The organism is Niveispirillum sp. CC-CTL257, assembly GCF_059489915.1.
In genome coordinates this window covers 61,777-83,964 of the sequence record NZ_JCAJXE010000001.1, presented here as the reverse complement: position 1 = coordinate 83,964, position 22,188 = coordinate 61,777, and the positions used below count along the sequence as shown (strand labels likewise).

Below are 22,188 nucleotides of genomic sequence, written 5' to 3'. Positions count from 1 at the left end.
GAATGCGGGATTTCCGAAAGGTCGGTTCCGGCAGAACGCCGAAAATGACGGAAAAAGACGGAATTTTGTTTCTGATTTCAGGTTGGAACTGTAACATTACATTATCTCTACTGGAGTCGCCCCGAATTGGGGGGTCCGGGGTGACAGCGGGATCGCTCTCTATTAGCGGGGAAGGCACGATGTGGACAGGGGGATGCGCCTGCGGCCATGTCCGGTATGAAGCGGCCACGGCGCCCACAGGGGCTGGCTATTGCCACTGCCGGATATGCCAACACTCAACCGGCGCGCCAATGGTGGCCTTCGCCGACGTGCCATTGGCACAATGGCGCTACACCGCCGCATCGCCAAAGGTCTGGCGCTCCAGCCCACAGGGGGAGCGCCGCTTCTGCCCGGATTGCGGGACCCAGATCGAATATCGCGACGCCGACGGGGCTACCGCCCTCTCCGTCAACCTCGCCACCCTGGACGATCCCGGTTGCGTGACGCCGGGATTTCATATCTGGACGCAAAGTGCGGTGCCCTGGATTCGGCTGGATGACGGTCTGCCCTGCTTCCCCAAAGGGCGGGCAGGTTCCTGACACTCAAACCCGCTCAGCCTGCTTCAGATGCTGTTTCAACCGGCCCAGCGCTACCGACAGCGTCTCGCGCTCGCCCTGCGGCTCCCCGCAATGACGCAACACATATTCAGCGGTGCGGACGACATCGCGCCAGCGTGGGTTGCGGGGCAGGGTCTCGACCAGCAGATATTTGTCCAGCGTGCGGGTTTGCAGCGAAGACCGGTCCATATAGACACGCCAAAGCCCGCTTTCCTCCGCCAGTTCGATCTTCCCCTTGCGCTTGGCCTTCTGCCAGTAATCCAGCGCCAGGGTCATGACATCGACAAGGCAGCGGCGATAGCCTTCATCGGCATCCAGGGCGGCCGCATGATCGCCTTCATCCACATGATCATGATGTTCCGGTTCCTCGGCCACGGGGGCTGGAACCGGTGCCGGCGGAGCAGGCGGAGAATCAGCCCGTTCCACCGGTGCAGTCGGCACGGAAACGGGCGGTGCCACATCCAGCGGGGCCGAGGGACCGACCGGCACAAAGCCCCCGGCATCCGTGGCCGGCGGCGGTTCCCGAAAAGCCTTCATGAACAGGGTGATGGCGCCGAAACCGGCCAGCAGCAGCAGCCACCTTATATAAATGAGTCCACCCGCCAGTTTGGCACCGTCAGACAGCACGACATAACGCCAGCCGCCATCCTCCAGAACCCGCGCCTCCTGCCGTGACCAGCCTTTCAGCTTTTCCCCGGCGGGTGCGCTGGTCACCATGTTGCCGGCCCCGTCCAGCAGGGCGAATCCGACCCCGTCCTGGGTCAACCGGGCCAGCCGTTCCTGAACCTTGCCGATCGGCACCCGGAAAACCACGACACCTTCGACCGTGCCATGGCGCACCACGGGTCGGCCCAACAGCATGCCATGTCCCTGATCCAGCGGCAGGGGCTGGGTCAGCACCATCACCTGTTCAGGCGTCTGCGCCTGCGGCAACCGGCCCATCACCTCCCGGAAAAGCGTGCCCAGTGCCGATTCCCGCTGCCGCGCGGCGGCCAGATCGGCGCCGAAGGCGGCATCCTTGCGCAAGGAATAAACAACGCGCCCGAACCGGTCGATCAGGTAGAGATCGTCAAAGACGGTGGAGGCCAGAAGGTCACGGAAACTGGCATGGAATCGGTCATGCACAGCAGCATAGGCCGTCAGCGCCGCCGGAATTTCCGCCGGCGGGGCATCTCCCGGCGGGTAGGTGGAGCGCAGCAGCGCCGCCGCCCGTTCCGGATCGGGCGATATCTGCTGAAAGGCCGAGGCGAAGCCGTAATAACGGCCCACCGAATAGCCGATGAAACTGGTGGAAGCGAAGGCCGAGCTTTGGCTGCGCGCGTTCTGGACCAGTGTGGTCAATTCGCGTTCAACGCTGCGGTTGGCATTGTCGATCTGAATATCGACCTTGTCATCGACGGCCATGGACAGGAAAAACAGCGCAGCCACCAGCACAGCGACAAGGGGTCCGCCAAGTTTCAGGGCCGCCTTTACATCCGGTCTGGAAAATCCCACCTTGCATGCCCCCTGGCGTCTTTACCGCGCATTGTGCTGTTCTATGGTTTCGGTGTGTTCACCAGGGACTTATAGCGCCATCCCCCGCACATGCCCGTCACCATACCGTCAATTTCGTTGATCCGGCAAGGAGGGCTTGATCGGATCGGCGGGGCGGATCAAGGCTTTGCGCTGAGCCTGGGCATTCGCGCAACAGTCGCGGCCAGGGCCCCTTCCCCGGACATCACCGCAAGGCATGGCATCATGGCTTCCTTCGCCCCGTCGCGGCCCCTGGCCGTCATTTTTGGCGCCCCCGATCCGGTTCTGAACGCCGATCAGAAGGCATTTTACCGCGACGCGAACCCGCTGGGCCTGATCCTGTTCAAGCGGAACTGCGAAAGCCCGGATCAGGTGCGCCGCCTGTGCGATGATTTCCGCAATGCCGTGGGCCGTGCCGACGCCCCCATCCTGATCGATTTCGAGGGTGGCGAGCATCAGCGGATGGAACCGCCGGTCTGGCCCGCCTTCCCCGCCCCTGCCGCCTTTGGCCGTCTTTATGCAAGGGATGCGCTGGCGGGCCTGCGCGCCACCCGCCTGAACGGGGCCGCCATCGGTACGCTGCTGCGTCAGCACGGGGTGACTGTCGATTGCGCCCCGCTGGCCGATGTGCCCGTGACCGGAGCCGACCCGGTCATCGGCGAACGCGCCTTTGGCAGCGACCCGGAGGTGGTGACCGTCCTGGCCCGCGCCTTCATGGATGGCATGGCATCGGTGGGCGTCACACCGATCATCAAGCATATTCCCGGCCATGGCCGCGCCCTGGTGGACAGCCACAAGGACCGACCCTTTGTCGATACTGATCTGTCGGAGCTGGACCGCACAGATTTCCTGCCCTTCGCCCGCCTGAACCGCACCGCCCCCTGGGCCATGGTCGCCCATGTCGTCTATACGGGCGTGGATGCCCGGAACCCCGCCACCATCTCAAAGGATGCCGTGCAGATGCTCATCCGTGACCGTATCGGCTTTGATGGCGTCCTGATCTCCGACTGCATCTATATGGAAAGCCTTGGCGGAACCCTGGCCGAACGGGCCGCCGCCGTACAGGATGCGGGCGTGGATATTGTCCTGTCCAGCCATGGCGATGTGGATGAATGGACCCCCATCGCGGCTGCCGTGAAGCCCCTGACCGAAGCGGCAGCCGCCCGTCTGGCCCGCCCCCTGCCACCCGCCGGTGCCATGGTCGATGTCGCCGGGACCTTGGAAGAAATCGCCGGCTTGCTGGCACTGGCCTGACGGGAACGTACAAATGGGCGGATTGCCGGGTAACAATCCGTCCATTTGCAGCAAAAACCCCGCCGATAATGGCGGTGAACGACGAAATCAACGAAGTTGAGTGTAGCCCTGCCGGGTATGTCTGCCCGACAGTCGTGCAAACGGAACAGGCCCGAAACAAGGGGGCCGGCCGGGACAACAGGGGTCAACGGGATGAAGTTTTTCCGCAACCTTGCCGCGCTGGCGGCACTGCTGCCGGCAGCGGCGGGCACAACAGAGGCGATGGCCCAGGCCGCCCCACTGGATAACCCGTCCACGCTGACGGTCGTGGCCAATTTCTCCACCGGCTGGGTGCGCAACTTCAACCCGTATAATGAAACTACGCGGCTCTACAGCGCGCGGGAATTCGCCTACGAACCCCTGATCATCTTCAACACCCTGCATAATGGCCGGCCCCACTACCGGCTGGCGACGGGGTACGATTTCTCCAAGGACCTGTTGAAGCTGACCTTCAGCTTGCGTGACGGCGTGCTCTGGTCCGACGGACAGCCCTTCACGGCGCAGGACGTCGTTTTCACCTATGAGATGTTCAAGCGCTTCAAGGCGCTGGACACGCTGGATATCTGGGAACGGCTGGCCGCCGTGGAGGCGCCGGACGCCCATACCGTGGTCTTCACGCTGAAGCGCGTGAACGCCAACAGCCTGTATGAGCTGGCCCGCATCCCGGTGGTGCCCAAGCATATCTGGTCGAAGGTGGCGGACCCCGTCACCTTCACCAACCCCGATCCCGTGGGCACTGGCCCGATGACGGAGGTGCGGCGCTTCACCAACCAGCTTTATGTGCAATGCCGGAACCCCCATTACTGGGATGCCGCCAGCCTGAAGGTCGATTGCCTGTCCTTCCCGCAGATCGGCAATAATGAACAGCTTCTGGCCGCCGCCCGTAATGGCAAGCTGGACTGGTTCGGGGCCTTCATGCCGGATATTGAGCGCACTTACGTTGCCGCTGATCCGGTACATCACCGCTACTGGTTCCCGCCCGGCGGCACCGTCGCGGTGAATTTCAATTTCGACAGCCCGAATTCCGGCAACCGCGCGGCCTTCCGCAATGTGAATTTCCGCCGGGCCGTCAGCATGGCCATGGACCGCCGCGCCATCGTGGATATCGCAGGCTATGGCTATCCCATCGTCAATGAATATGCGTCCGGCCTGGGCCGTCTTTATCAGGACTGGGTGAACCAGGATGCCGAACGGCAGTTTGGCAAGTTCGCCAAGTACGACAAGGATGGCGCCCGCGCCCTGTTGGCCGAAAGCGGCTTCCGTGACGTGGATGGTGACGGCTATGTCGACAATCCCGATGGCAAGCCCATCCGCTTTGACATCCTGGCCCCCAATGGCTGGACCGACTGGGTGAACACCACCCAGTTGGTGGTGGAGGGGCTGAACGCCATCGGCATCAATGTCCGCGTCTCCACGCCCGAACCGGCAAGCTGGGCACAGAAGCTGATTCAGGGCGATTATGACATGGCCATCAACGGCTATTTCACAGGCGAGACGCCGCATCGTTCCTACGATACCGGCTTCCATTCCCGCTTCTCCGGCAAGACGCGGACGGCACCCACACGCTTCAACAACCCGGAACTGAACGCGGCACTGGACGCCTTCGTCGCCACCATCGACCCGGATGAACAGCGCCGGTCGATGGACAAGGTGCAGATGATCCTGGCCGCCAACACGCCCTATGTGCCGCTGTTCAGCAACCCGATCTGGTACGAATACAACACGAAACGCTTCAGGGGCTGGTTCAACGCCGATAATCCGGTGGCCCGGCCCGATGTGTTCGATGGCACGCCGGAACGGCTGCTGCATCTGCTGGCGCTGGAGCCGGTGAATGGCGGCGGCTGATCCATAGGGGCTGTCCGGCCCCCATCGAACCCCTTACATCCGTTTTCCTTCAGATCTTCGGTTTCGGGAGAGGACCCCCCATGGCCTTCCTTCTCCGCCGGGTCGGATTCTATGTCGCCGCCTTCATTGTCGCCGCGACGTTCAATTTCCTGATCCCGCGCCTGATGCCCGGTAATCCGGTCGACATCATGTTCGCCCAGGCGGGCGGCACCCTGCCGCCCGAGGCCCTGGCCGCGCTGAAGGAGACCTTCGGCTTCATCGATCAGCCCTGGCCGGCGCAGTTCGTCACCTACCTGAAAAGCGTGTTCACCTGGGACCTTGGCCTGTCGGTGAAGTTCCACCCGCTGACGGTGAATGAGGTGCTGCTGCGGGCCCTGCCGTGGACCTTGATGCTGGTCCTCACCTCCTCGCTGATCGCCTTTGCCATCGGGTCCCTGGCGGGCATCCTGGCCGCCTGGCGGCGTGGCGGTTCGTTCGACAGTATCGGTGCGCCCATTGCCCTGATGATGCAGGCCATGCCGCCGCTGGTCACCTCACTGCTGGCCCTGTTCCTGTTCGCCATCTACTGGCCGGTCTTCCCGACAGGGTACGCGTATGAGCCGGAGATTGATCCCGGCTTCACCCTGGAATTCTTCTGCTCAATCTTCAAACACGCCTTCCTGCCCATCGTGACCATGGCCCTGGCCCAGGTCGGCGGCTACCTGATCACCATGCGCAACAGCATGATCAACCTGCTGGGCGAGGATTACATCGTGCTGGGTACGGCCAAGGGCCTGTCCGACCGACGGCTGCGCATGGCCTATGCGGCGCGCAACGCCCTGCTGCCCACTGTCACAAGCTTTGCCATGACGCTCGGCGCGTCCTTCGGCGGCGCGCTGGTGACAGAGGTGGTCTTCAACTATCCGGGCCTGGGCTACACCCTGTTCCAGGGAATCACGGCGCGCGATTACCCGCTGATCCAGGGTCAGCTGCTGATCATGACGCTGGCCATGCTGACCGCCAATTTCATCGCCGACGTGCTTTACGTCGCCCTCGACCCCCGTCTGCGGAAGGGCTGATCCATGCGCGGCCTGCTCAACACATTGCTCGCCAACCGGAAGGCCGCCATCGGTGCGGCCATCGTGGCCCTGTTCATCCTGGTGGCGCTCGCGGCCCCCTTGGTGGCGCCGTTCGACATCAACCAACGCGTGGCCAGCCCGCATGAGGCGCCCAGCACCGAACATGTGATGGGAGCGACCCGCATGGGCCGCGATGTCCTGTCCCAGACCATCCATGGCACACAGACCAGTCTGATTGTCGGTTTCGCCGCCGGCCTGCTGGTGACCGTGCTGGGCACCGCCATCGGCGTCACGGCGGGATATTTCGGCGGCAAGGTGGATGAGGTGCTGAACCTTCTCACCAACATCTCGCTGGTCATCCCCAATCTGCCCCTGATGCTGGTGCTGGCTGCCTTCATCGGACAGACGGGGCCGTTCGTGATCGCCCTGATCATCGGCCTGACCAGCTGGGGATGGGGTGCGCGCGTCACCCGCGCCCAGACCCTGTCCCTGCGCCAGCGCGATTATATCCTGGCCGCCGAGTTGCTGGGGGAGCCGGCATGGCGCATCATCACGTTCGAATTGCTGCCCAACCTGATCTCCATCATCGGCTTTAACTTCATCGGCTCCGTGCTCTACTCGGTGATCACAGAGGCGACGATGGAGTTTCTGGGACTGGGCGACCCGATGGTCGTGTCCTGGGGCACTATGCTCTATCACGCGCAATCCACCTCCGCCCTGCAGGTGGGTGCGTGGTGGGAAATGGCGGCCCCTTGTCTGGCTCTGGTCATCTTCGGGTCGGGCCTGTCCTTGATCAATTTCGCGGTGGATGAGATCGCCAACCCCCGCCTGCGCACCCTGCGGGTGCCGGCCAAGGTGCTGGCAGCATTGACCAACCGCACCTCCAACCAAGGGGGCCGGGCATGACCGAACCCATCCTGTCCGTGCGCGACCTCTGTGTCGATTACGCCACGCCCAACGGCCTGTCCCGCGCCGTCAAAAACGTCAGTTTCGACATTTCTGCCGGTGAAGTGCTTGGTCTGGCTGGAGAATCCGGTTCCGGCAAAAGCACGGTCGCCTTCGCCATTGCCCGCCTTCACCGGCCGCCGGCCTTCATCACGGGCGGGTCGATCACGCTTGCCGGCACCGATGTCCTGGCCCTGAACGACAAGCAATTGCGCGCCTGGCGTTGGCGCGACCTGTCGGTCGTGCTGCAATCGGCCATGAACGCGCTGAACCCCGTCCTGCGCGTATCGGCGCAGTTCGCGGACATGTTCAAGGCACATGGGATTAAGGACAAGGCCGACATCCGCGCCCGCACCGCCGAGCTGTTGCAGATGGTCGGCATCAAGCCCGACCGCATGGATGATTACCCGCATCAATTCAGCGGCGGCATGCGGCAACGCATCGTCATCGCCATGGCGCTGGCGCTGCGGCCCAAGCTGGTGGTGATGGACGAGCCGACCACCGCGCTGGATGTGGTGGTGCAACGGGAGCTGCTGGAGGAAGTGGCGGCGCTGCGCCACAAGCTGGGCTTCGCCGTCCTGTTCATCACCCATGATCTGGCATTGATGAGCCAGTTCTGTGACCGGGTGGGCGTCATGCTGCGGGGGCAGTTGATTGAACTGTCCACCCCATCCGCCATGATCGCCGACCCGCAGCAGGATTACACACGCCGCCTCTGGGCCTCCATCCCGCCTTTGCACCCAAAGCCCGGTGAGACGCTGGTCCGCATGAAGGAGACGCCGCAATGAACGGTTTGCCGGAACTGGGCACCCGCCCCGTGCTGGAGGCGCGTGGCCTGACCATGCGCTTCGGGTCCTTCTGCGCGCTGGATAGCGCCGATTTCAGCCTTTATCCCGGTCGTGCCCTGGCCCTGGTCGGGGAAAGCGGGTCGGGCAAAAGTACGTGCGCCAAGCTGTTGACCCATGTGCTGACGGCCAGTGCCGGCCATATCTTCCATGCCGGCCGCGACGTCACCAACCTGACGGGCCGCAAGGCGGTTCTGGAATACCGGTCTGCCGTGCAGATGGTGTTCCAGGACCCGTTCGCGGCCCTGAACCCCGCGCATAATGTCGAACATCACCTGACCCGCCCGCTGGCCCTGCACCGGCCCGACCTGTCGGCGGCACAGCGGCGGGACGCCGTGGCCGACCTGCTGCGTGCCGTGGACCTGGACCCCGCCATCAGCCTGCGTAAATATCCGCATGAAATGAGCGGCGGGCAGCGGCAGCGGGTGAACCTGGCCCGCGCCCTGGCCGTCAACCCATCCGTGCTGATCGCCGATGAACCCACCTCGATGCTTGATGTCTCCATCCGCCTGTCGGTGCTGGACACGTTCCGCGACCTGAAGCGCGACCGCGGCATCGCCATGCTCTACATCACCCACGACATCGCCACCGCGCGCTACGTGGCCGAGGAAACCGCCGTCATCTTCCGGGGCCGCATCGTGGAGCGCGGCCCCACAGCGCAAGTTATCGACAGCCCCCGCCACCCCTATACCCGCCTGCTGCTGGCCGCCGTGCCGGAAGTGGGCAGTCCCTTTGGCGAAGGCAACAGCCTGGCCACCCTGGCGTCCCAAGTGCGCGAAATCTGCGAAGGGCCGGCGGAGTTGCGGGAGGTGACGCCGGGGCATTGGGTGCGGTTCGCGGCGTAACTTTCCGCCGGGGCAGTCAATTGCTTGACGGGCGAACGTACCTTACCATCGACCGGTCACACTGCCGGAGCTGCCGCCATGCCGTTGGTCCTGTTTGGTCACCCCTTCTCGTCCTACACGCAGAAGGTGCTGATCGCGCTGACGGAGAATGCGACGCCGTTCGAATTCCGCTGTCTCGGTCCCGACCATCCCGTCAATGCGGCGGAATGGCTGAAGCGCTGGCCGATCCGCAAATTCCCTCTGCTGGTCGATGGCGACCGGCAGTTGGCGGAAACCAGCGTCATCATCGAGTATCTGCATCTGGCCCATCCAGGTCCCGTCCGCCTCCTGCCGGATGATGCGATGATGGCTCTGGATGTGCGCTTTATGGACCGGTTCTTCGATCAGCACGTGATGAATGCGGCGCAGCATGCCGTGGACGGTGCCCTTACCGGCGATCCGGTGAAACGCCGCGACGGCATGACCATGGCGATTGAAAAACTGGAACGCGCTTACGCGTGGCTGGAGACCTACCTGACCAACCGCACCTGGGCAGTGGGTGACATATTCAGCATGGCCGATTGCGCTGCCGCCCCGGCGCTTTTCTATGCCGACTGGACCCACCCCATCGCCGACGGCTACACGGCCCTGCGCGCCTATCGTGCCCGACTGCTGGCCCAGCCATCGGTGATGAAGGCGGTGGAGGGCGGGCGGCCCTACCGGCACCTGTTCCCCCTGGGCGCACCGGATCGGGACTGAGGTCCGGCTTTACAAATCCTTGTACGCGTCCGGGAAATGCCGCCGCCACAGCGCCACCACGCGCGGATCATGGTCCACGCGCTCGGCCACGGCCACAATCCCCTGTGCCACCGCCCGGATGGCGTCGCGCCGGGGTGTCCAGCGGGTCATCATGCAGATATAAAGGTCCAGCGCCGTCAGGTCCGGCGTGCCCAGCAGCCACGCGCCCGCCGCCGGCTGCAACGCCGCTTCCATATTCTTCCAGCATAGCAGGATGCGGTTGACGGTGGATTGCTTCAGCTCCCCCGTCGCCTTCTCCCCCGACACCCACTGATCCACAAAATCGCGCACCGTATACATGGGATAGATGGCGGCGGGCAGATAGACCAGCCAACGCAGGAAACTGGCGCGCAGCGGGTCCCCCGCCGCCGGGCCCAGTTTGCCCGGATGCCGGTCCATCAACCAGATCAGGATGGCCACCGATTCCGTCATTACCGTCCCGTCGGGCAGGACCAGGGTCGGCACCTGAACCAGCGGGTTGATGGCTTTCAACGCGGTCAAGCCATCGGACGGCTCCCACGGGCTTGCCTCCACATAATCGTAATCTTCGCCCGCTAGGATGAAGCCCGCCTCCACCACGGCGGAGCCGCAGCCCGTGGCCCCGTACAGCACCGGTTTACCCGACATGTTTCGCCTCCCTGGCAACGCTTTGCATTAAGGGAACACATCATGAACAATCTCGCAAGCACGCGATGGGACTATCCCATGGGAAAGCGCATTGCCCCCGCCCGCCACCGGTGTTAGACACGACGCCGTTTGCCCGTCACAATCCCTGGCCCTCAGTACCCGACCGGAGCCCACGCCCATGACCGTTTCCGTCACCCCGACGCTGACCCGCGAGGAATGGCTCGCCAAGGCACAGACCCTGTCGGAGGCGCTGCCCTATATGCGCCGTTATGACGGCAAGATCATTGTGGTCAAGTATGGCGGCCACGCCATGGGCAACCCGGAACTGGCGCGGCAGTTCGCCAACGACATCGTGCTGCTGAAGCAGGTGGGTGCCTATCCCATCGTGGTTCATGGCGGCGGGCCACAGATCGGCAAGCTGTTGGACCGGTTGCAGATCAAGTCGGAATTCATTGACGGCCTGCGCGTCACCGACAAGGACACGATGGAGATTGCCGAAATGGTGCTGTCCGGCAGCATCAATAAGGAGATCGTGGCCCTGATCAATGATGCCGGGGGCGACGCCATCGGCCTGTCGGGCAAGGATGACGACCTGATCGAGGCGCGCAAGGCCACCCGGACCAAGCGCGACCCCGACAGCAATATCGAAAAGGTTGTTGATCTGGGCTTCGTGGGCGAGCCGTTCCGCATCAACCCGCAGATCCTGCACAAGCTGCGCAATGCCGGCTTCATCCCCGTCATCGCCCCCATCGGCATCGGCGAGGATGGGCAGACCTACAACATCAATGCCGACACGGCCGCCGGTGCCATCGCCGCCGCCATGGATGCCACGCGCCTGCTGCTGCTGACCGACGTGGCTGGTTTCCTGAACAAGAACAAGGAGCTGGTGCCGGAACTGTCTGTGTCCGACGCCCGCGCCGCCATCGCCGATGGCACCGCCCAGGGCGGCATGATCCCCAAGCTGGAAACCTGCATTGACGCCGTTGTCGGTGGCGTTGAGGGGGCCGTGATCCTGGATGGCCGCGTGCCCCACGCCATCCTGCTGGAAATTTTCACCGAGGGCGGGGCCGGCACCCTGGTCGGCAAGAAGTAATGGGTCTGTCGGGTCGGGGCGTCCACCCCGACCCGCGTATCACCCACGCTCCGCCGCCGCCATCGCGGCCTTGTACGTCTCCACATAATGCCGGGCCGACGCCCCCCAGGAGACGTCGCGCGCCATGGCGGAACGCTGCACCCCGCGCCAGCGGTCGGTCTGCACATGCAGGGCAAAGGCACGATCGATGGCGTTAATCAGCGACGGTACGGTGACGGGGCCAAAGGTGAAGCCCGTGGCCGTGCCGTCCGACAGCGCATCATCGGTGCAATCCGTCACCGTATCGGCCAGCCCGCCCACGCGGGCAACCAGCGGCAAGGTGCCGTAACGCAGCGCATACATCTGCGTCAGACCACAGGGTTCAAACCGCGACGGCACCATCAGCACGTCCACACCCGCCTGCAACCGGTGGGACAGTGCCTCGTCATAACCAAGCACCAGCCCGACCCGACCCGGATAATGCCGCGCGGCCCCGGCCAGCGCCTGTTCCAGCGAGGCGGTCCCCGTCCCAAGCACCGCCAATTGCCCACCGCGCGCCACGATATGCGGGATGGCCTGCACCACCAGATCGATGCCCTTCTGGTCCGTCAGGCGGCTGACGATGCCGAACAAAGGCGCATGGATATCGGGCGACAGGCCGAAGGCGCGTTGGATATCGGCCTTGTTGGTCTCCTTGGCGGGCAGATTGTCGGCATCATACAGCGCGCTCAACTGCGGATCGCGGGCGGGGTCCCAGGCGTCGGTGTCAATCCCGTTCAGAATACCATCCAGCACATCGGCGCGGGCACGCAGCAGCCCATCCATGCCGAAGCCAAAAATCTCTCCCTGAATCTCGGTGGCATAGGTCGGGCTGACCGTCGTCAACCGGTCGGAATAGACCAGACCCGCCTTCAGGAAGGACAACTGGCTGTAGAATTCAAAACCCTGCGGCGTGAACCCATCCCAGGGCAGGCCCAGGGTCGGCACCATCTCTGCCGGGAACAATCCCTGAAAGGCCAGATTATGGATGGTGAAAACCGTCCCCGGCCGCTTCAGCCCGGCCAGCGGCCAGAGCGGGAAATGCAGATGCGCCGCCGCCAGACCCGCCTGCCAGTCATGACCATGCAGCACATCCGGCTTCCACGCCGCCCGTCCGGAGGCCCCGTCACCGGCCAGCCCGATCAAGGCCGCGATGCGGCCCAAGGCGGCAAAGCGCAGATGATTGTCGGACCAGTCCTTGCCGTCCGGCCCCAGGTAAGGGTTGCCCTTGCGCCCGAAAAAGCTGGGTATATCCAGCGCATAGATGGTGCCGCCATCCACACCCCGCCCCGCCACCAGCCGGGCCGGTGCCGCCGACGGCAATCCTGGCAATCCGCGCAGGTCGCGCAACACCTTGATATTCTCCAGCCGGTCCAGCACGCCCGGATAGCCGGGGATCAGGGTGCGGACATCCACGCCTTCGGCCCGCAGCGCGGCGGGCAAGGCACCGGCCACATCGCCCAGACCGCCGGTCTTCACATAGGGCAGGCATTCCGACGTAACGAAAAGAACGCGCATGATCGGGTCCGGACTTGTTGATCGGATGGGGCGGGGCCGCCACCTATGAGTGAACGGAACCATCCGTTTCGGCAAGGGGATCATCACCGCAAACCGCCCGCACCAGACCCCGCAGCCAGCGATGGGCCGGATCGGCGTCCAGCCGCGGGTGCCAGAGCAGGGAGACGGTGACGGCTTGAATGTCGAACGGCAGGTCGAAGGCCACCATCCCGGCCCGCAGCCCCTGCGTATGCCGGGCCGACACGGTGGCTACCAGATCACTGTCCCGTGCCACGGCCAGCGCCCCGGCATAGCCCGCAACCAAGGCCGCCACCCGCCGTTCCAGGCCCAGCGCCTGCAGGGCCCGGTCGACGGGCCCCTTGTCGGGCCGCGCCCGCGTCACCGCCACATGCGATGCCCCGGCATAGGCCTGCGCCGTTATCGGCCCGTCCAGCAGCCGATGGCCGGGCCGTACAACACCCACAAAGCGGTCCCGGAACAAGGCCTGAACCCGCAATTCCGGCCCCATATCCGGCCCCACCACGCCGGTTTCCAGATCCACCGTCCCGTCACGCAGCGGCGTGCTGTCCCGTTCCGGCTTGCCCATGAAACGCAGCCGCACGCCGGGCGCCTGCGCCGCCACACCCGTGATCAGGGCGGCCCCGAACGTCTCCACAAACCCCTCGCTGGTGCGCAGGGTGAAGATGCGGTCCAGACGGGCAAGGTCCAGCGCGGACGCCGGGCGCAGCGCCGCCAGCGCCTGTTCCACCAGCGGCCCCACCTGCCCGCGCAGTTCCAGGGCGCGCGGCGTCGGCACCAGCCCCCGCCCCGCCCGCACCAGCAACGGATCGCCCGTCGCCTCCCGCAGCCGCGCCAGCGCCCGGCTCATGGCCGACGGGCTGAGCCGCAGACGCCGCGCCGCACCGGCCACACTCCCCTCCGACAGCAGCACATCCAGCGTCAGCAGCAGGTTCAGATCGGGAAGGTTCATGGCGGGCACCATATAGGGCGTCTGATGCACGAATATAATGCAATCGCTGCGCCTTCCGCCATACCGATGCAACACATAGCCTTAGCCACGACGATCCTGGATGGAGGAAGCGATGGTGGCGGAACAGGCATTGACGACGAAGGCCGATGACAGGCCACCCAACCTGGCCCTGCCCTCCCTGTCGCTGTCCATCCTGCTGTCCTCACTGGGCACCAGCATCGCCAATATCGGCCTGCCCAGCTTGGCCGCCTCCTTTGCCCTCCCCTTCGCGCAGGTGCAATGGGTGGTGCTGGCCTATCTGCTGGCCACCACCACCCTGATTGTCAGCGCCGGCCATCTGGGGGACCGGATCGGGCGTCGGCGTCTGCTGCTGGCCGGTATCGCCCTGTTCACGCTGGCATCAGCCCTGTCCGGTCTGGCCCCGTCCCTGCCGCTGCTGATCGCCGCGCGGGCATTGCAGGGGTTGGGGGCCGCCGCCATGATGGCCATGTCCATGGCCCTGGTCGGCAGCATCACGGACAAGGCACGCACGGGCCGGGCCATGGGCATGCTGGGCAGCATGTCGGCGGTCGGCACGGCCCTGGGGCCGTCGCTGGGCGGATTGATCCTGGCCTTTGCCGGTTGGCCGGGCCTGTTCCTGATCAATGTGCCGCTGGGCCTCGCGGCCTTCGCCCTGGTCCGCACACAGGTGCCGAAGGACGGGGGTATGGGCGCGCGGAAGGCTGGCGGTGATCCCCTGGGCACAATGCTGCTGGCCGCCGCCCTGGCCGCCTATGCGCTGGCCATGACCATGGGCGGCAGCCTCGGCCCGATGCTGGTGGTGGCCGCCCTGCTGCTGGCCGGAATGTTCATCCTGTGGCAAATGTCGGCCCCGTCGCCGCTGCTGGACCTGTCCCTGTTCCGTGACGGGGGTCTGCGCGCCGCGTTGCTCGCCAATATTCTGGTCTCCATGATCATGATGGCGACCCTGGTACTGGGGCCCTTCTATCTGACGCGGGTTCTGGGCCTGTCACCGGCCCTGACGGGGCTGGTGATGGCGACCGGTCCCTGCATCTCCGCCCTGGCGGGTGTGCCCTCTGGCCGGGCCGTGGACCGGTTCGGCAGTACCCGCATGACCCTGGCCGGTCTCGGCGGTGTCGGCCTTGGCTGCCTGTTCATGGCAACGGCACCCGCCGCCTGGGGCATTGCCGGCTACATGCTGCCCATCGCGTTGATGACCAGCTTCTACGCCCTGTTCCAGGCCGCCAACAATACCGGCGTGATGAACGGTCAGCCGGCGGACCGGCGCGGCCTTGTCTCCGGCCTGCTGAACCTGTCGCGCAACCTGGGCCTGATCACGGGCACCGCCTGCCTGGGGGCCGTCTTCACCCTGGCCGTGGGCACGGCGGACATCGCCACCGCCACGCCAAGCCTGATCACTGCAGGGATGCGGGCGGCGTTCCTGGGGGCGGGGCTGTTGGTGATTGGGGCAATCGCCTTTGTCTGGCTCACAAGCCAGCGCCATTGATCGCACAACCCCTCAGTCCGCCCCCACCGGACAATCGAACCCCGCTGGGGACCGGGTAAAAATCTCCACCCCGTCTTCGGTCACGCCGACCATATGTTCGAACTGTGCCGACAGGGACAGGTCGCGGGTGATGTTGGTCCAGCCGTCAGGCAGGGTACGCACGCCGGGGCCGCCCTGGTTGAACATCGGCTCGATGGTAAAGACCATACCGGGCACCAGCTTCATGCCGCGCCCCGGCTTGCCGAAATGCATGACGTCGGGCGCATCATGAAAGACGCGGCCGATACCGTGGCCGACATAGTCGCGCACGGTGGTATAGCCGACGGACTTGGCGGCCCGTTCGATGACATGGCCGATATCGCCCAAATGCTTGCCGGGTGCCACCTGTCCGATACCATCCATCATGGCATCATAGGTTGTGCGGACCAGATGGGCGGCCTTGGGTGCCACCTCGCCCACGCAATACATGCGGCTGGTATCGCCGTACCAGCCATCGACAATGGCGGTGACATCGACATTGACGATGTCACCCGCCTTCAGCCGCACCTTGTCCGACGGGATGCCGTGATTGACGACATAGTTGGGGGAGATACAGCAGGATTTCGGAAACCCGTGATAACCCAGCGTGGCCGCCAACGCCCCGTTCGCCTTCAGGAAGGCGGCAACAATGTCATCAATCTCCGCCGTGGTGACGCCGGGCTGCATGTGGGGCGTGATATGGTCCAGGCAGGCCGCCGCCACCGCACCGGCCCGGTGCAGGGCGGCAAAGGCCGTTTTGCCGTGCAGGGTGACCCGCCGTCCCAACGGGTCCAGCACGAAATTGCCCGGATAGGTCTTCATCGCCCCTCAAGCCGCTCCCGCATCACGGTGCCAAACCATTAATCCTTCAAGCGGTCCAGCATCTCCTGGGTGATCAATACCACACCATTTTCGGAACGGTAGAAGCGGCGCGCATCTTCTTCCGCGTTTTCACCCACCACCAGACCGGCGGGGATGACACAGCCGCGATCCACCACCACCTTGGTCAGGCGGGCATTCCGGTTCACCTCCACCTCTGGCAGGATGACTGCATCCGTGACCTCGCAATAGGAATGGATGCGAACCTTGTTGAACAGGAGCGAGCGGCGGACAACGGAGCCAGAGGTGATACAGCCCGCCGACACCATGCTGTCCACGGCCATGCCCCGGCGGCCATCATCGTCGAACACGAATTTCGCGGGCGGCAGCTGTTCCTGATAGGTGAAGATCGGCCATTCCCGGTCATAGAGGTCCAGGTCGGGCGACACGGTACACAGATCCAGATTGGCTTCCCAATAGGCATCGACTGTACCAACGTCGCGCCAATAGGCGGTGCCCGGCTGCGCCTTGTTGCGCACGCAGCTTTCGTTGAAATGGTGGGCGACGACCTTCGCGTTCTCCACCAGATAGGGGATGATGTCCTTGCCGAAATCGCGGCTCGACTTCTGGTCCTTGGCGTCGCGTTCCAGGTTCTTGTACAGGAACTCGGCATTGAAGATGTAGATGCCCATGGAGGCCAGCGCCATGTCGGGCTTGCCGGGCATGGCGGGCGGGTCGGCTGGCTTTTCCAGGAAACTGACGACGCGGTTGTCGCTGTCGACATGCATAACACCGAAGCCCGTGGCCTCCATGCGCGGCACCTCGATGCAGCCCACGGTCACATCGGCCCCGGTGCGGATATGGCTGGCCAGCATGTTGGCGTAATCCATCTTATAGATGTGATCGCCGGCCAGGATCAGAACCCATTCCGCCTTGTGGGACCGCAGGATATCCAGGTTCTGATACACGGCATCCGCCGTGCCCTGGTACCAGCTGGTCTCATCAATGCGCTGCTGGGCGGGCAGCAGGTCGATGAATTCACCGATTTCACCGCGCAGGAAGTTCCAGCCGCGCTGAAGGTGCCGCAGCAGGGAGTGCGACTTGTACTGCGTGATGACCGAAATGCGGCGGAAGCCGGAATTGATGCAGTTCGACAGGGCGAAGTCGATGATGCGGAACTTGCCCCCGAAATGCACTGCCGGCTTGGCGCGGCGGTCGGTCAGCTGCTTCAGGCGGCTGCCGCGCCCGCCCGCCAGCACCAGGGCCAGCGCATGGCGCGGCGCCTGCCGCAGGTCACGGTCCAGACGCTGTTCGGACTGACTGGTCACCAATTCCCCATCCTCCCTGATGTCGCGCACCGCGCTCTGCCGGCCGCTTCGACCGGCGGCTAATTCAACCGGGATGGTGTCACATGCTGCGTGCCGGGTCACGTCTGGATACGTATGTTGCGTGTTCAATCGCGGGCAAGGCAGACAACGAAAAGGCGAAAGGCCCGGATCGGCCCCAATCGGCATCGCAACACGACATGCCCCTGAATGTCTGCCTATTTTTTAATCTGTCACATTTTTAGCCGCTGAATCGGGGTGCCTCCAACGGAGAGGCCAGCATCATCCAACTGATTAGAAACAATTTTTCCTGAAAAGTCGCAATCAGAAACGGCACATTTTTTGTGCATATAGCCTGTTTTCAGGCGGAGTCGCAGGTCCGGCGGGTGGATTCCATTCAGGCGTCTGGCTGCAACAGCGTAGGGATTCCGCCGCTTTGCACAACGGCACGGACTTTGAATAGGGGAGCAGCGGCGTGTGCGGCGGCCGGTCGGCCCCGTGCCCACAAGAATGGGGAGCCAGATGAATCGTATGTTGAAGACCCTTTTCGCGGCGTGCCTGGCGTTGGTTCCGGGCGTGGCCCTCGCTCAGGACGCGGCACCGACCCCGACGCTGGACAGCGGCAACACCGCTTGGCTGCTGACGTCCACGGCGCTGGTGCTGTTCATGACCATTCCTGGTCTGGCGCTGTTCTATGGCGGCATGGTCCGCAAGCTGAACGTCCTGACCATGGCGATGCAGAGCTTCGCCATCACCGCCCTGATCTCGGTCCTCTGGGCCGTCGTCGGTTTCAGCCTGGCCTTCGGCCCCGGCAATTTGTTCATCGGTGATCTCAGCCGGGCTTTCCTGTCCGGTCTGGAAGTTGGCACCCTGTCGGGCACCATCCCGGAATCGGTGTTCATCACCTTCCAGATGACCTTTGCCATCATCACCCCGGCGCTGATCACCGGCGCCTTCGCTGACCGTATGAAGTTCTCGGCCCTGCTGCTGTTCACGGCGCTGTGGTCGCTGATCGTCTACAGCCCGGTCTGCCACTGGGTGTGGGGCGGCGGCTTCCTGATGGGCGATGGTGTGCTGGATTATGCCGGCGGCACCGTCGTTCACATCAATGCCGGTGTTGCCGGTCTGGTCGCTGCCATTGTTCTGGGCAAGCGCAAGGGCTATGGCACGTCGGACATGAAGCCGCACAACCTGGTCCTGTCGCTGATCGGCGCTGCCATGCTGTGGGTGGGCTGGTTCGGCTTCAACGCCGGTTCCGCCGTGGCCGCTGATGGCCGTGCGGGCATGGCCATGCTGGTGACCCAGATCGCCGCCGCCACCGCAACGCTTGCCTGGGTGTTCGTGGAATGGGGTGTGAAGGGCAAGCCTTCCGTGCTGGGTGCCGTTTCCGGTGCCGTGGCCGGTCTGGTCGCCATCACCCCGGCTGCTGGTTTCGTCGGTGTTGACGGTGCGCTTGGCATCGGCGTCGCCGCTGGCGTCGTCTGCTACTTCGCTTCCACGACCCTGAAGCATGCGCTGAAGTATGATGACAGCCTGGACGTCTGGGGCGTGCATGGTGTCGGCGGCATCGTCGGCGCCATCCTGACCGGCGTGTTCGCCAAGGCTGCCATCGGCGGGACCGCTGGTGCTTTGGAAGGCAATATCGGTCAGGTCTGGACGCAGCTTTACGGCATTGGCGCAACCATCGTTTGGTCGGCCGTCGCCACGACCATCATCCTCTACGTCGTCAAGGCCATCACCGGCCTGCGCGTTGACGAAGATGCCGAACGCGACGGTCTGGATCTGGCGCTGCATGGCGAAAGCATCCAGTAAGTCTCAGGCCCCGGCCTGAAAGACAGACCGCCGCACCGGGTGCCCGGTGCGGCGGTTTTCTTTTGGGTGGAAGGTCCCCCCGATCACCCCAAGGTCAGCACCACCTTCCCCGTCGCCTTGCGCCCCGACAGCAGATGGAAAGCCTGGGCATAGTCCGTGATAGGCAGCGCATGCGACACATGCGGTCGCAGCTTCCCCTGCCCCCATAGAGCCAGCAGTTCCACGAGGCTCTGGCCCAGGCGCTGCGGGTTATGCTTTCGGTACGCCCCCCAGAACAAGCCCAGCACTGCACAGTTTTTGACCAGCAGCAGATTGGCCGGCACCTGCGGGATACGTCCCGCCGCATAGCCAATGGTGATGATCCGTCCGCACCACGCCATATTGCGCAAGGCCGCGTCGAAATAATCCCCACCCACCGGATCGAACACGACATCCACACCCTTGGGTGCCAGTTCCTTCAGGCGGGCCTTTAGGTCCTCGGCTGTATAGTCAATCACCTCATCCGCCCCATGGTCGCGCGCCACGGAAAGCTTCTCCGGCGATGATGCCGCCGCGATGACCCGCGCGCCCATGGCCTTACCGATCTCCACCGCCGTCAGGCCGACCCCGCCCGACGCACCCAGTACCAGCAGGGTTTCCCCGGCCTTCAACTGCGCCCGGTCGGTCAGGGCGAGGTGGGAGGTGCCATAGGCGACGGGGAAGCCGGCGGCGGTGGCGAAATCCATCCCGTCGGGAATGAGCAGGACGGCACCCGCCTCCACCACCGTTTCTTCCCGGAACGCCCCCTTGGCCGACAGGGCCATGACCCGCTGCCCCACCTTCAGGTGCCGCACGCCTTCGCCCAACTCCGTCACCACGCCGGCACACTCCATACCGGGGGTAAAGGGAAAGGGCGGCTTTTCCTGATACTTGCCCTCGATGATCAAGGTATCGGCAAAGTTCAGCGCCGCCGCCTTGATGGCGATGCGCACCTCTCCCGCTGCCAGCGGCGGCGCCTCCACCTCTTCCAGCACAAGGCTTTCCGGCGGCCCGAACCCCTTGCACAGCAGCGCCTTTGGCATCGCACATCCTCCCGTTGGTTCATTCAAACAATTGTTTGAAGTGTGACGGGGACAGGCCAGCGGGTCAAGGGGGTGGCATCTGCATCCGCGCCAATATCCCCTGCGCCATCTCCGCGACTCTGACCCGCAGCGCATCGGGTGCCCGCACCCGCACCTCCGGCCCGAGACCCAGTAGCAGGCGGGCCGCCTGATCCACATTCTCGAACGGCAGGGTGATGTCGGCCCAGCCATCATCATCCGCCGACCCCGCCGCTGCCACGGCATCGGCGGCGTAGGCGCCCTGACGCGACAGAAGATCACGGCCAACCCCGCTCACCGATAGGTCCGCTCGTTCCGGCCGCAGCCTCTCCTCGAATTCCGCCAGATGCCCTGCCCAGAAACCGGGCAGGTGGAAATCCACGGGTCGCGCGAACCCCTCGCGCGTGACCTCCAGCGCCCGGATGGACGCCACCTTGAAGACCAGGGTCCGTTCCCCATACCGGGCCGCGAAGTACCAGGTGCCGGCCTTCAGGACCAGTCCCAGCGGATCGATGGTCCATTCCCGCTCCCCCTTCCAGCTTTCGTACCGCATCACCACCCGCCGGCAATCCAGCACGGCGCGGGCCAGATCGGGAAGGAACGGGGTGGGTTCCGCCACCCGGTACCAGTCGGCGGCATCCAGGTGGAACCGGTCGCCCATGCGCCCCGCCTCCTCCCGCGCCTGTGCGGGCAAGGCCAGCATCAGCTTGTTCCAGGCCCTTGCCGCCGCCTGCCCCACGCCCAGCGCTCCGGCCAGTCCCGGCAGACCGATGGTGAACATCGCCTCCGCCTCATCACTGGCCAGCCCGGTCAGGCGGGTGCGGTACCCTTCCAGCAATTGGAACCCGCCGCCCGGCCCCCGGTCGCCATAGACAGGCACGCCCGCCGCACTCAAGGCGTCGATATCGCGATAGATGGTGCGTTCCGACACTTCCAGTTCCGCCGCCATCTGCGCCGCCGTCTGTCCGCCGCGCAGTTGCAGCAGCAAAAGCAGGGAAAGAAGCCGGCTCGCCCGCATTTTCGACCCACCCCACAATTACCTGACACAGGATGTCAGGTATAGCGCGGCACACTGCCCCCGTCGCCCGGCAAAATGGGCAAGACCATCGGATGGAGGGAAAAATGACTGATGAGACCGGCGGCATCGCCCGCCGCCCCGTGCTGCAATCGGCCCTCGGCTTGGCCGTGGGGTTGGCCGCCACTGCGGTGCCGGCAGCAGCAGGGGATACGGCAGAGGGGCGGCCCGGCGATTTCAATTTCCTGGCCGGCGAATGGCGGATCAGCCATCGCCGCCTGAAGCCAGAAACCGGCGAATGGGATGAATTCACGGGTGAGGCCACCTGCTGGACCATCCTGAACGGGGCCGGCAGCATCGAGGAACTACGCATCCCCGCCCGCAACTTCGCCGGCGTGGGGATCAGGCTGTTGGAGGCTGAACGCAAACTCTGGTCCGATTTCTGGGTGAACGCCAAAAGCGGTGTGCTGACCACCCCTGGCCTGACCGGCATCTTCCGCAGGGGCGAAGGCGTGTTCGAAGCCGACGAAATGGATGGCGATCAGCCCATCAGGGTACGCGGCACCTGGGACCGCATCACGCCCACGGGCCACCGCTGGTATCAAACCGTCTCACGCGACGGCGGCCAGACGTGGCAGGCCAACTGGTATATGGATTGGGTGCGGGTGTGA

Annotated in this window: 20 protein-coding genes; 12 read left to right on the top strand and 8 right to left on the bottom strand. The window is 64.6% G+C overall.

The features are described 5' to 3' along the window. Positions 1–2 precede the first annotated feature (2 nt). Complete coding sequence (locus tag ABC729_RS00430) at positions 3–578, top strand: GFA family protein (RefSeq protein WP_495605708.1); 576 nt, start codon at positions 3–5, stop codon at positions 576–578. 3 nt (positions 579–581) lie between these two features. Here the strand turns inward: ABC729_RS00430 and ABC729_RS00425 are convergent, their stop codons facing one another. Beyond that, positions 582–2,090 (bottom strand): hypothetical protein, encoded by a 1,509-nt coding sequence (locus ABC729_RS00425; RefSeq protein ID WP_495605707.1) that lies wholly within the window; start codon positions 2,088–2,090, stop codon positions 582–584. 243 nt (positions 2,091–2,333) lie between these two features. Between ABC729_RS00425 and ABC729_RS00420 the strand changes: the two genes are divergently transcribed. From ABC729_RS00420 to ABC729_RS00390, 7 genes are all read left to right on the top strand, one after another. Beyond that, positions 2,334–3,362, top strand: a complete 1,029-nt coding sequence (locus tag ABC729_RS00420; RefSeq protein WP_495605706.1) for a glycoside hydrolase family 3 N-terminal domain-containing protein — start codon at positions 2,334–2,336, stop codon at positions 3,360–3,362. A gap of 192 nt (positions 3,363–3,554) precedes the next feature. Further along, positions 3,555–5,246, top strand: coding sequence for an ABC transporter substrate-binding protein (locus ABC729_RS00415; RefSeq protein ID WP_495605705.1), 1,692 nt, complete (start codon positions 3,555–3,557; stop codon positions 5,244–5,246). Between the two features lie 80 nt (positions 5,247–5,326). Then, positions 5,327–6,304, top strand: a complete 978-nt coding sequence (locus tag ABC729_RS00410; protein WP_054166730.1) for an ABC transporter permease — start codon at positions 5,327–5,329, stop codon at positions 6,302–6,304. A 3-nt stretch (positions 6,305–6,307) separates the two neighbouring features. Next, positions 6,308–7,210, top strand: coding sequence for an ABC transporter permease (locus tag ABC729_RS00405; protein ID WP_495605704.1), 903 nt, complete (start codon positions 6,308–6,310; stop codon positions 7,208–7,210). Then, positions 7,207–8,037: an ABC transporter ATP-binding protein gene (locus tag ABC729_RS00400; RefSeq protein WP_495605703.1), complete on the top strand. Its 831-nt coding sequence runs from the start codon at positions 7,207–7,209 to the stop codon at positions 8,035–8,037. Before ABC729_RS00405 ends, ABC729_RS00400 begins: the two co-directional genes overlap by 4 nt. Beyond that, positions 8,034–8,939, top strand: coding sequence for an ABC transporter ATP-binding protein (locus tag ABC729_RS00395; protein ID WP_495605702.1), 906 nt, complete (start codon positions 8,034–8,036; stop codon positions 8,937–8,939). The genes ABC729_RS00400 and ABC729_RS00395 overlap by 4 nt, the downstream gene beginning before the upstream one ends. A gap of 78 nt (positions 8,940–9,017) precedes the next feature. Next, positions 9,018–9,677: a glutathione S-transferase family protein gene (locus ABC729_RS00390; RefSeq protein ID WP_495605701.1), complete on the top strand. Its 660-nt coding sequence runs from the start codon at positions 9,018–9,020 to the stop codon at positions 9,675–9,677. 9 nt (positions 9,678–9,686) lie between these two features. On the opposite strand, the gene ABC729_RS00385 is transcribed toward ABC729_RS00390, so the two are convergent. Then, positions 9,687–10,343, bottom strand: a complete 657-nt coding sequence (locus ABC729_RS00385; RefSeq protein WP_495605700.1) for a glutathione S-transferase family protein — start codon at positions 10,341–10,343, stop codon at positions 9,687–9,689. A gap of 178 nt (positions 10,344–10,521) precedes the next feature. Here ABC729_RS00385 and argB point away from each other — a divergent pair, with 178 nt between their 5' ends. Further along, entirely contained in the window at positions 10,522–11,436 is a 915-nt protein-coding gene (gene argB, locus ABC729_RS00380) for an acetylglutamate kinase (RefSeq protein WP_102112038.1), read from the top strand. A gap of 39 nt (positions 11,437–11,475) precedes the next feature. Here the strand turns inward: argB and glgA are convergent, their stop codons facing one another. Next, positions 11,476–12,972: a glycogen synthase GlgA gene (gene glgA, locus ABC729_RS00375; RefSeq protein WP_495605699.1), complete on the bottom strand. Its 1,497-nt coding sequence runs from the start codon at positions 12,970–12,972 to the stop codon at positions 11,476–11,478. A 43-nt stretch (positions 12,973–13,015) separates the two neighbouring features. Next, entirely contained in the window at positions 13,016–13,942 is a 927-nt protein-coding gene (locus tag ABC729_RS00370; RefSeq protein WP_495605698.1) for a LysR family transcriptional regulator, read from the bottom strand. 112 nt (positions 13,943–14,054) lie between these two features. On the opposite strand from ABC729_RS00370, the gene ABC729_RS00365 reads away from it, so the two are divergent. Beyond that, on the top strand, positions 14,055–15,449 hold the full coding sequence (locus ABC729_RS00365) for an MFS transporter (RefSeq protein WP_495605697.1): 1,395 nt from the start codon (positions 14,055–14,057) through the stop codon (positions 15,447–15,449). A 12-nt stretch (positions 15,450–15,461) separates the two neighbouring features. Here ABC729_RS00365 and map read toward each other — a convergent pair whose 3' ends face one another. Then, positions 15,462–16,289 (bottom strand): type I methionyl aminopeptidase, encoded by an 828-nt coding sequence (gene map, locus ABC729_RS00360; protein ID WP_495605696.1) that lies wholly within the window; start codon positions 16,287–16,289, stop codon positions 15,462–15,464. A gap of 38 nt (positions 16,290–16,327) precedes the next feature. After that, positions 16,328–17,617 (bottom strand): glucose-1-phosphate adenylyltransferase, encoded by a 1,290-nt coding sequence (gene glgC / locus ABC729_RS00355; RefSeq protein ID WP_495608619.1) that lies wholly within the window; start codon positions 17,615–17,617, stop codon positions 16,328–16,330. Between the two features lie 516 nt (positions 17,618–18,133). On the opposite strand from glgC, the gene ABC729_RS00350 reads away from it, so the two are divergent. Next, positions 18,134–19,423 carry an ammonium transporter gene (locus ABC729_RS00350; RefSeq protein ID WP_495605695.1) on the top strand — a complete coding sequence of 430 codons (1,290 nt, stop codon included), beginning with the start codon at positions 18,134–18,136 and terminating at the stop codon, positions 19,421–19,423. A gap of 83 nt (positions 19,424–19,506) precedes the next feature. On the opposite strand, the gene ABC729_RS00345 is transcribed toward ABC729_RS00350, so the two are convergent. Both ABC729_RS00345 and ABC729_RS00340 read right to left on the bottom strand, forming a co-directional pair. Next, positions 19,507–20,484 carry an NADPH:quinone oxidoreductase family protein gene (locus tag ABC729_RS00345; protein WP_495605694.1) on the bottom strand — a complete coding sequence of 326 codons (978 nt, stop codon included), beginning with the start codon at positions 20,482–20,484 and terminating at the stop codon, positions 19,507–19,509. Between the two features lie 64 nt (positions 20,485–20,548). Beyond that, the gene (locus ABC729_RS00340; RefSeq protein ID WP_495605693.1) at positions 20,549–21,520 is read right to left on the bottom strand and encodes a helix-turn-helix transcriptional regulator; all 972 of its coding nucleotides are present in this window, start codon (positions 21,518–21,520) and stop codon (positions 20,549–20,551) included. A 104-nt stretch (positions 21,521–21,624) separates the two neighbouring features. On the opposite strand from ABC729_RS00340, the gene ABC729_RS00335 reads away from it, so the two are divergent. Further along, complete coding sequence (locus tag ABC729_RS00335; protein WP_495605692.1) at positions 21,625–22,188, top strand: hypothetical protein; 564 nt, start codon at positions 21,625–21,627, stop codon at positions 22,186–22,188.

Coding starts and splice junctions, on each gene's coding strand:
- ABC729_RS00400 (WP_495605703.1), top strand. CDS start 7,207: ATGACCGAACCCATCCTGTCCGTGCGCGACCTCTGTGTCGATTACGCC.
- ABC729_RS00430 (WP_495605708.1), top strand. CDS start 3: ATGCGGGATTTCCGAAAGGTCGGTTCCGGCAGAACGCCGAAAATGACG.
- ABC729_RS00365 (WP_495605697.1), top strand. CDS start 14,055: ATGGTGGCGGAACAGGCATTGACGACGAAGGCCGATGACAGGCCACCC.
- ABC729_RS00370 (WP_495605698.1), bottom strand. CDS start 13,942: ATGAACCTTCCCGATCTGAACCTGCTGCTGACGCTGGATGTGCTGCTG.
- ABC729_RS00420 (WP_495605706.1), top strand. CDS start 2,334: ATGGCTTCCTTCGCCCCGTCGCGGCCCCTGGCCGTCATTTTTGGCGCC.
- ABC729_RS00350 (WP_495605695.1), top strand. CDS start 18,134: ATGAATCGTATGTTGAAGACCCTTTTCGCGGCGTGCCTGGCGTTGGTT.
- ABC729_RS00335 (WP_495605692.1), top strand. CDS start 21,625: ATGACTGATGAGACCGGCGGCATCGCCCGCCGCCCCGTGCTGCAATCG.
- ABC729_RS00340 (WP_495605693.1), bottom strand. CDS start 21,520: ATGCGGGCGAGCCGGCTTCTTTCCCTGCTTTTGCTGCTGCAACTGCGC.
- map (WP_495605696.1), bottom strand. CDS start 16,289: ATGAAGACCTATCCGGGCAATTTCGTGCTGGACCCGTTGGGACGGCGG.
- ABC729_RS00415 (WP_495605705.1), top strand. CDS start 3,555: ATGAAGTTTTTCCGCAACCTTGCCGCGCTGGCGGCACTGCTGCCGGCA.
- glgA (WP_495605699.1), bottom strand. CDS start 12,972: ATGCGCGTTCTTTTCGTTACGTCGGAATGCCTGCCCTATGTGAAGACC.
- ABC729_RS00410 (WP_054166730.1), top strand. CDS start 5,327: ATGGCCTTCCTTCTCCGCCGGGTCGGATTCTATGTCGCCGCCTTCATT.
- ABC729_RS00390 (WP_495605701.1), top strand. CDS start 9,018: ATGCCGTTGGTCCTGTTTGGTCACCCCTTCTCGTCCTACACGCAGAAG.
- argB (WP_102112038.1), top strand. CDS start 10,522: ATGACCGTTTCCGTCACCCCGACGCTGACCCGCGAGGAATGGCTCGCC.
- ABC729_RS00345 (WP_495605694.1), bottom strand. CDS start 20,484: ATGCCAAAGGCGCTGCTGTGCAAGGGGTTCGGGCCGCCGGAAAGCCTT.
- ABC729_RS00405 (WP_495605704.1), top strand. CDS start 6,308: ATGCGCGGCCTGCTCAACACATTGCTCGCCAACCGGAAGGCCGCCATC.
- ABC729_RS00395 (WP_495605702.1), top strand. CDS start 8,034: ATGAACGGTTTGCCGGAACTGGGCACCCGCCCCGTGCTGGAGGCGCGT.
- ABC729_RS00385 (WP_495605700.1), bottom strand. CDS start 10,343: ATGTCGGGTAAACCGGTGCTGTACGGGGCCACGGGCTGCGGCTCCGCC.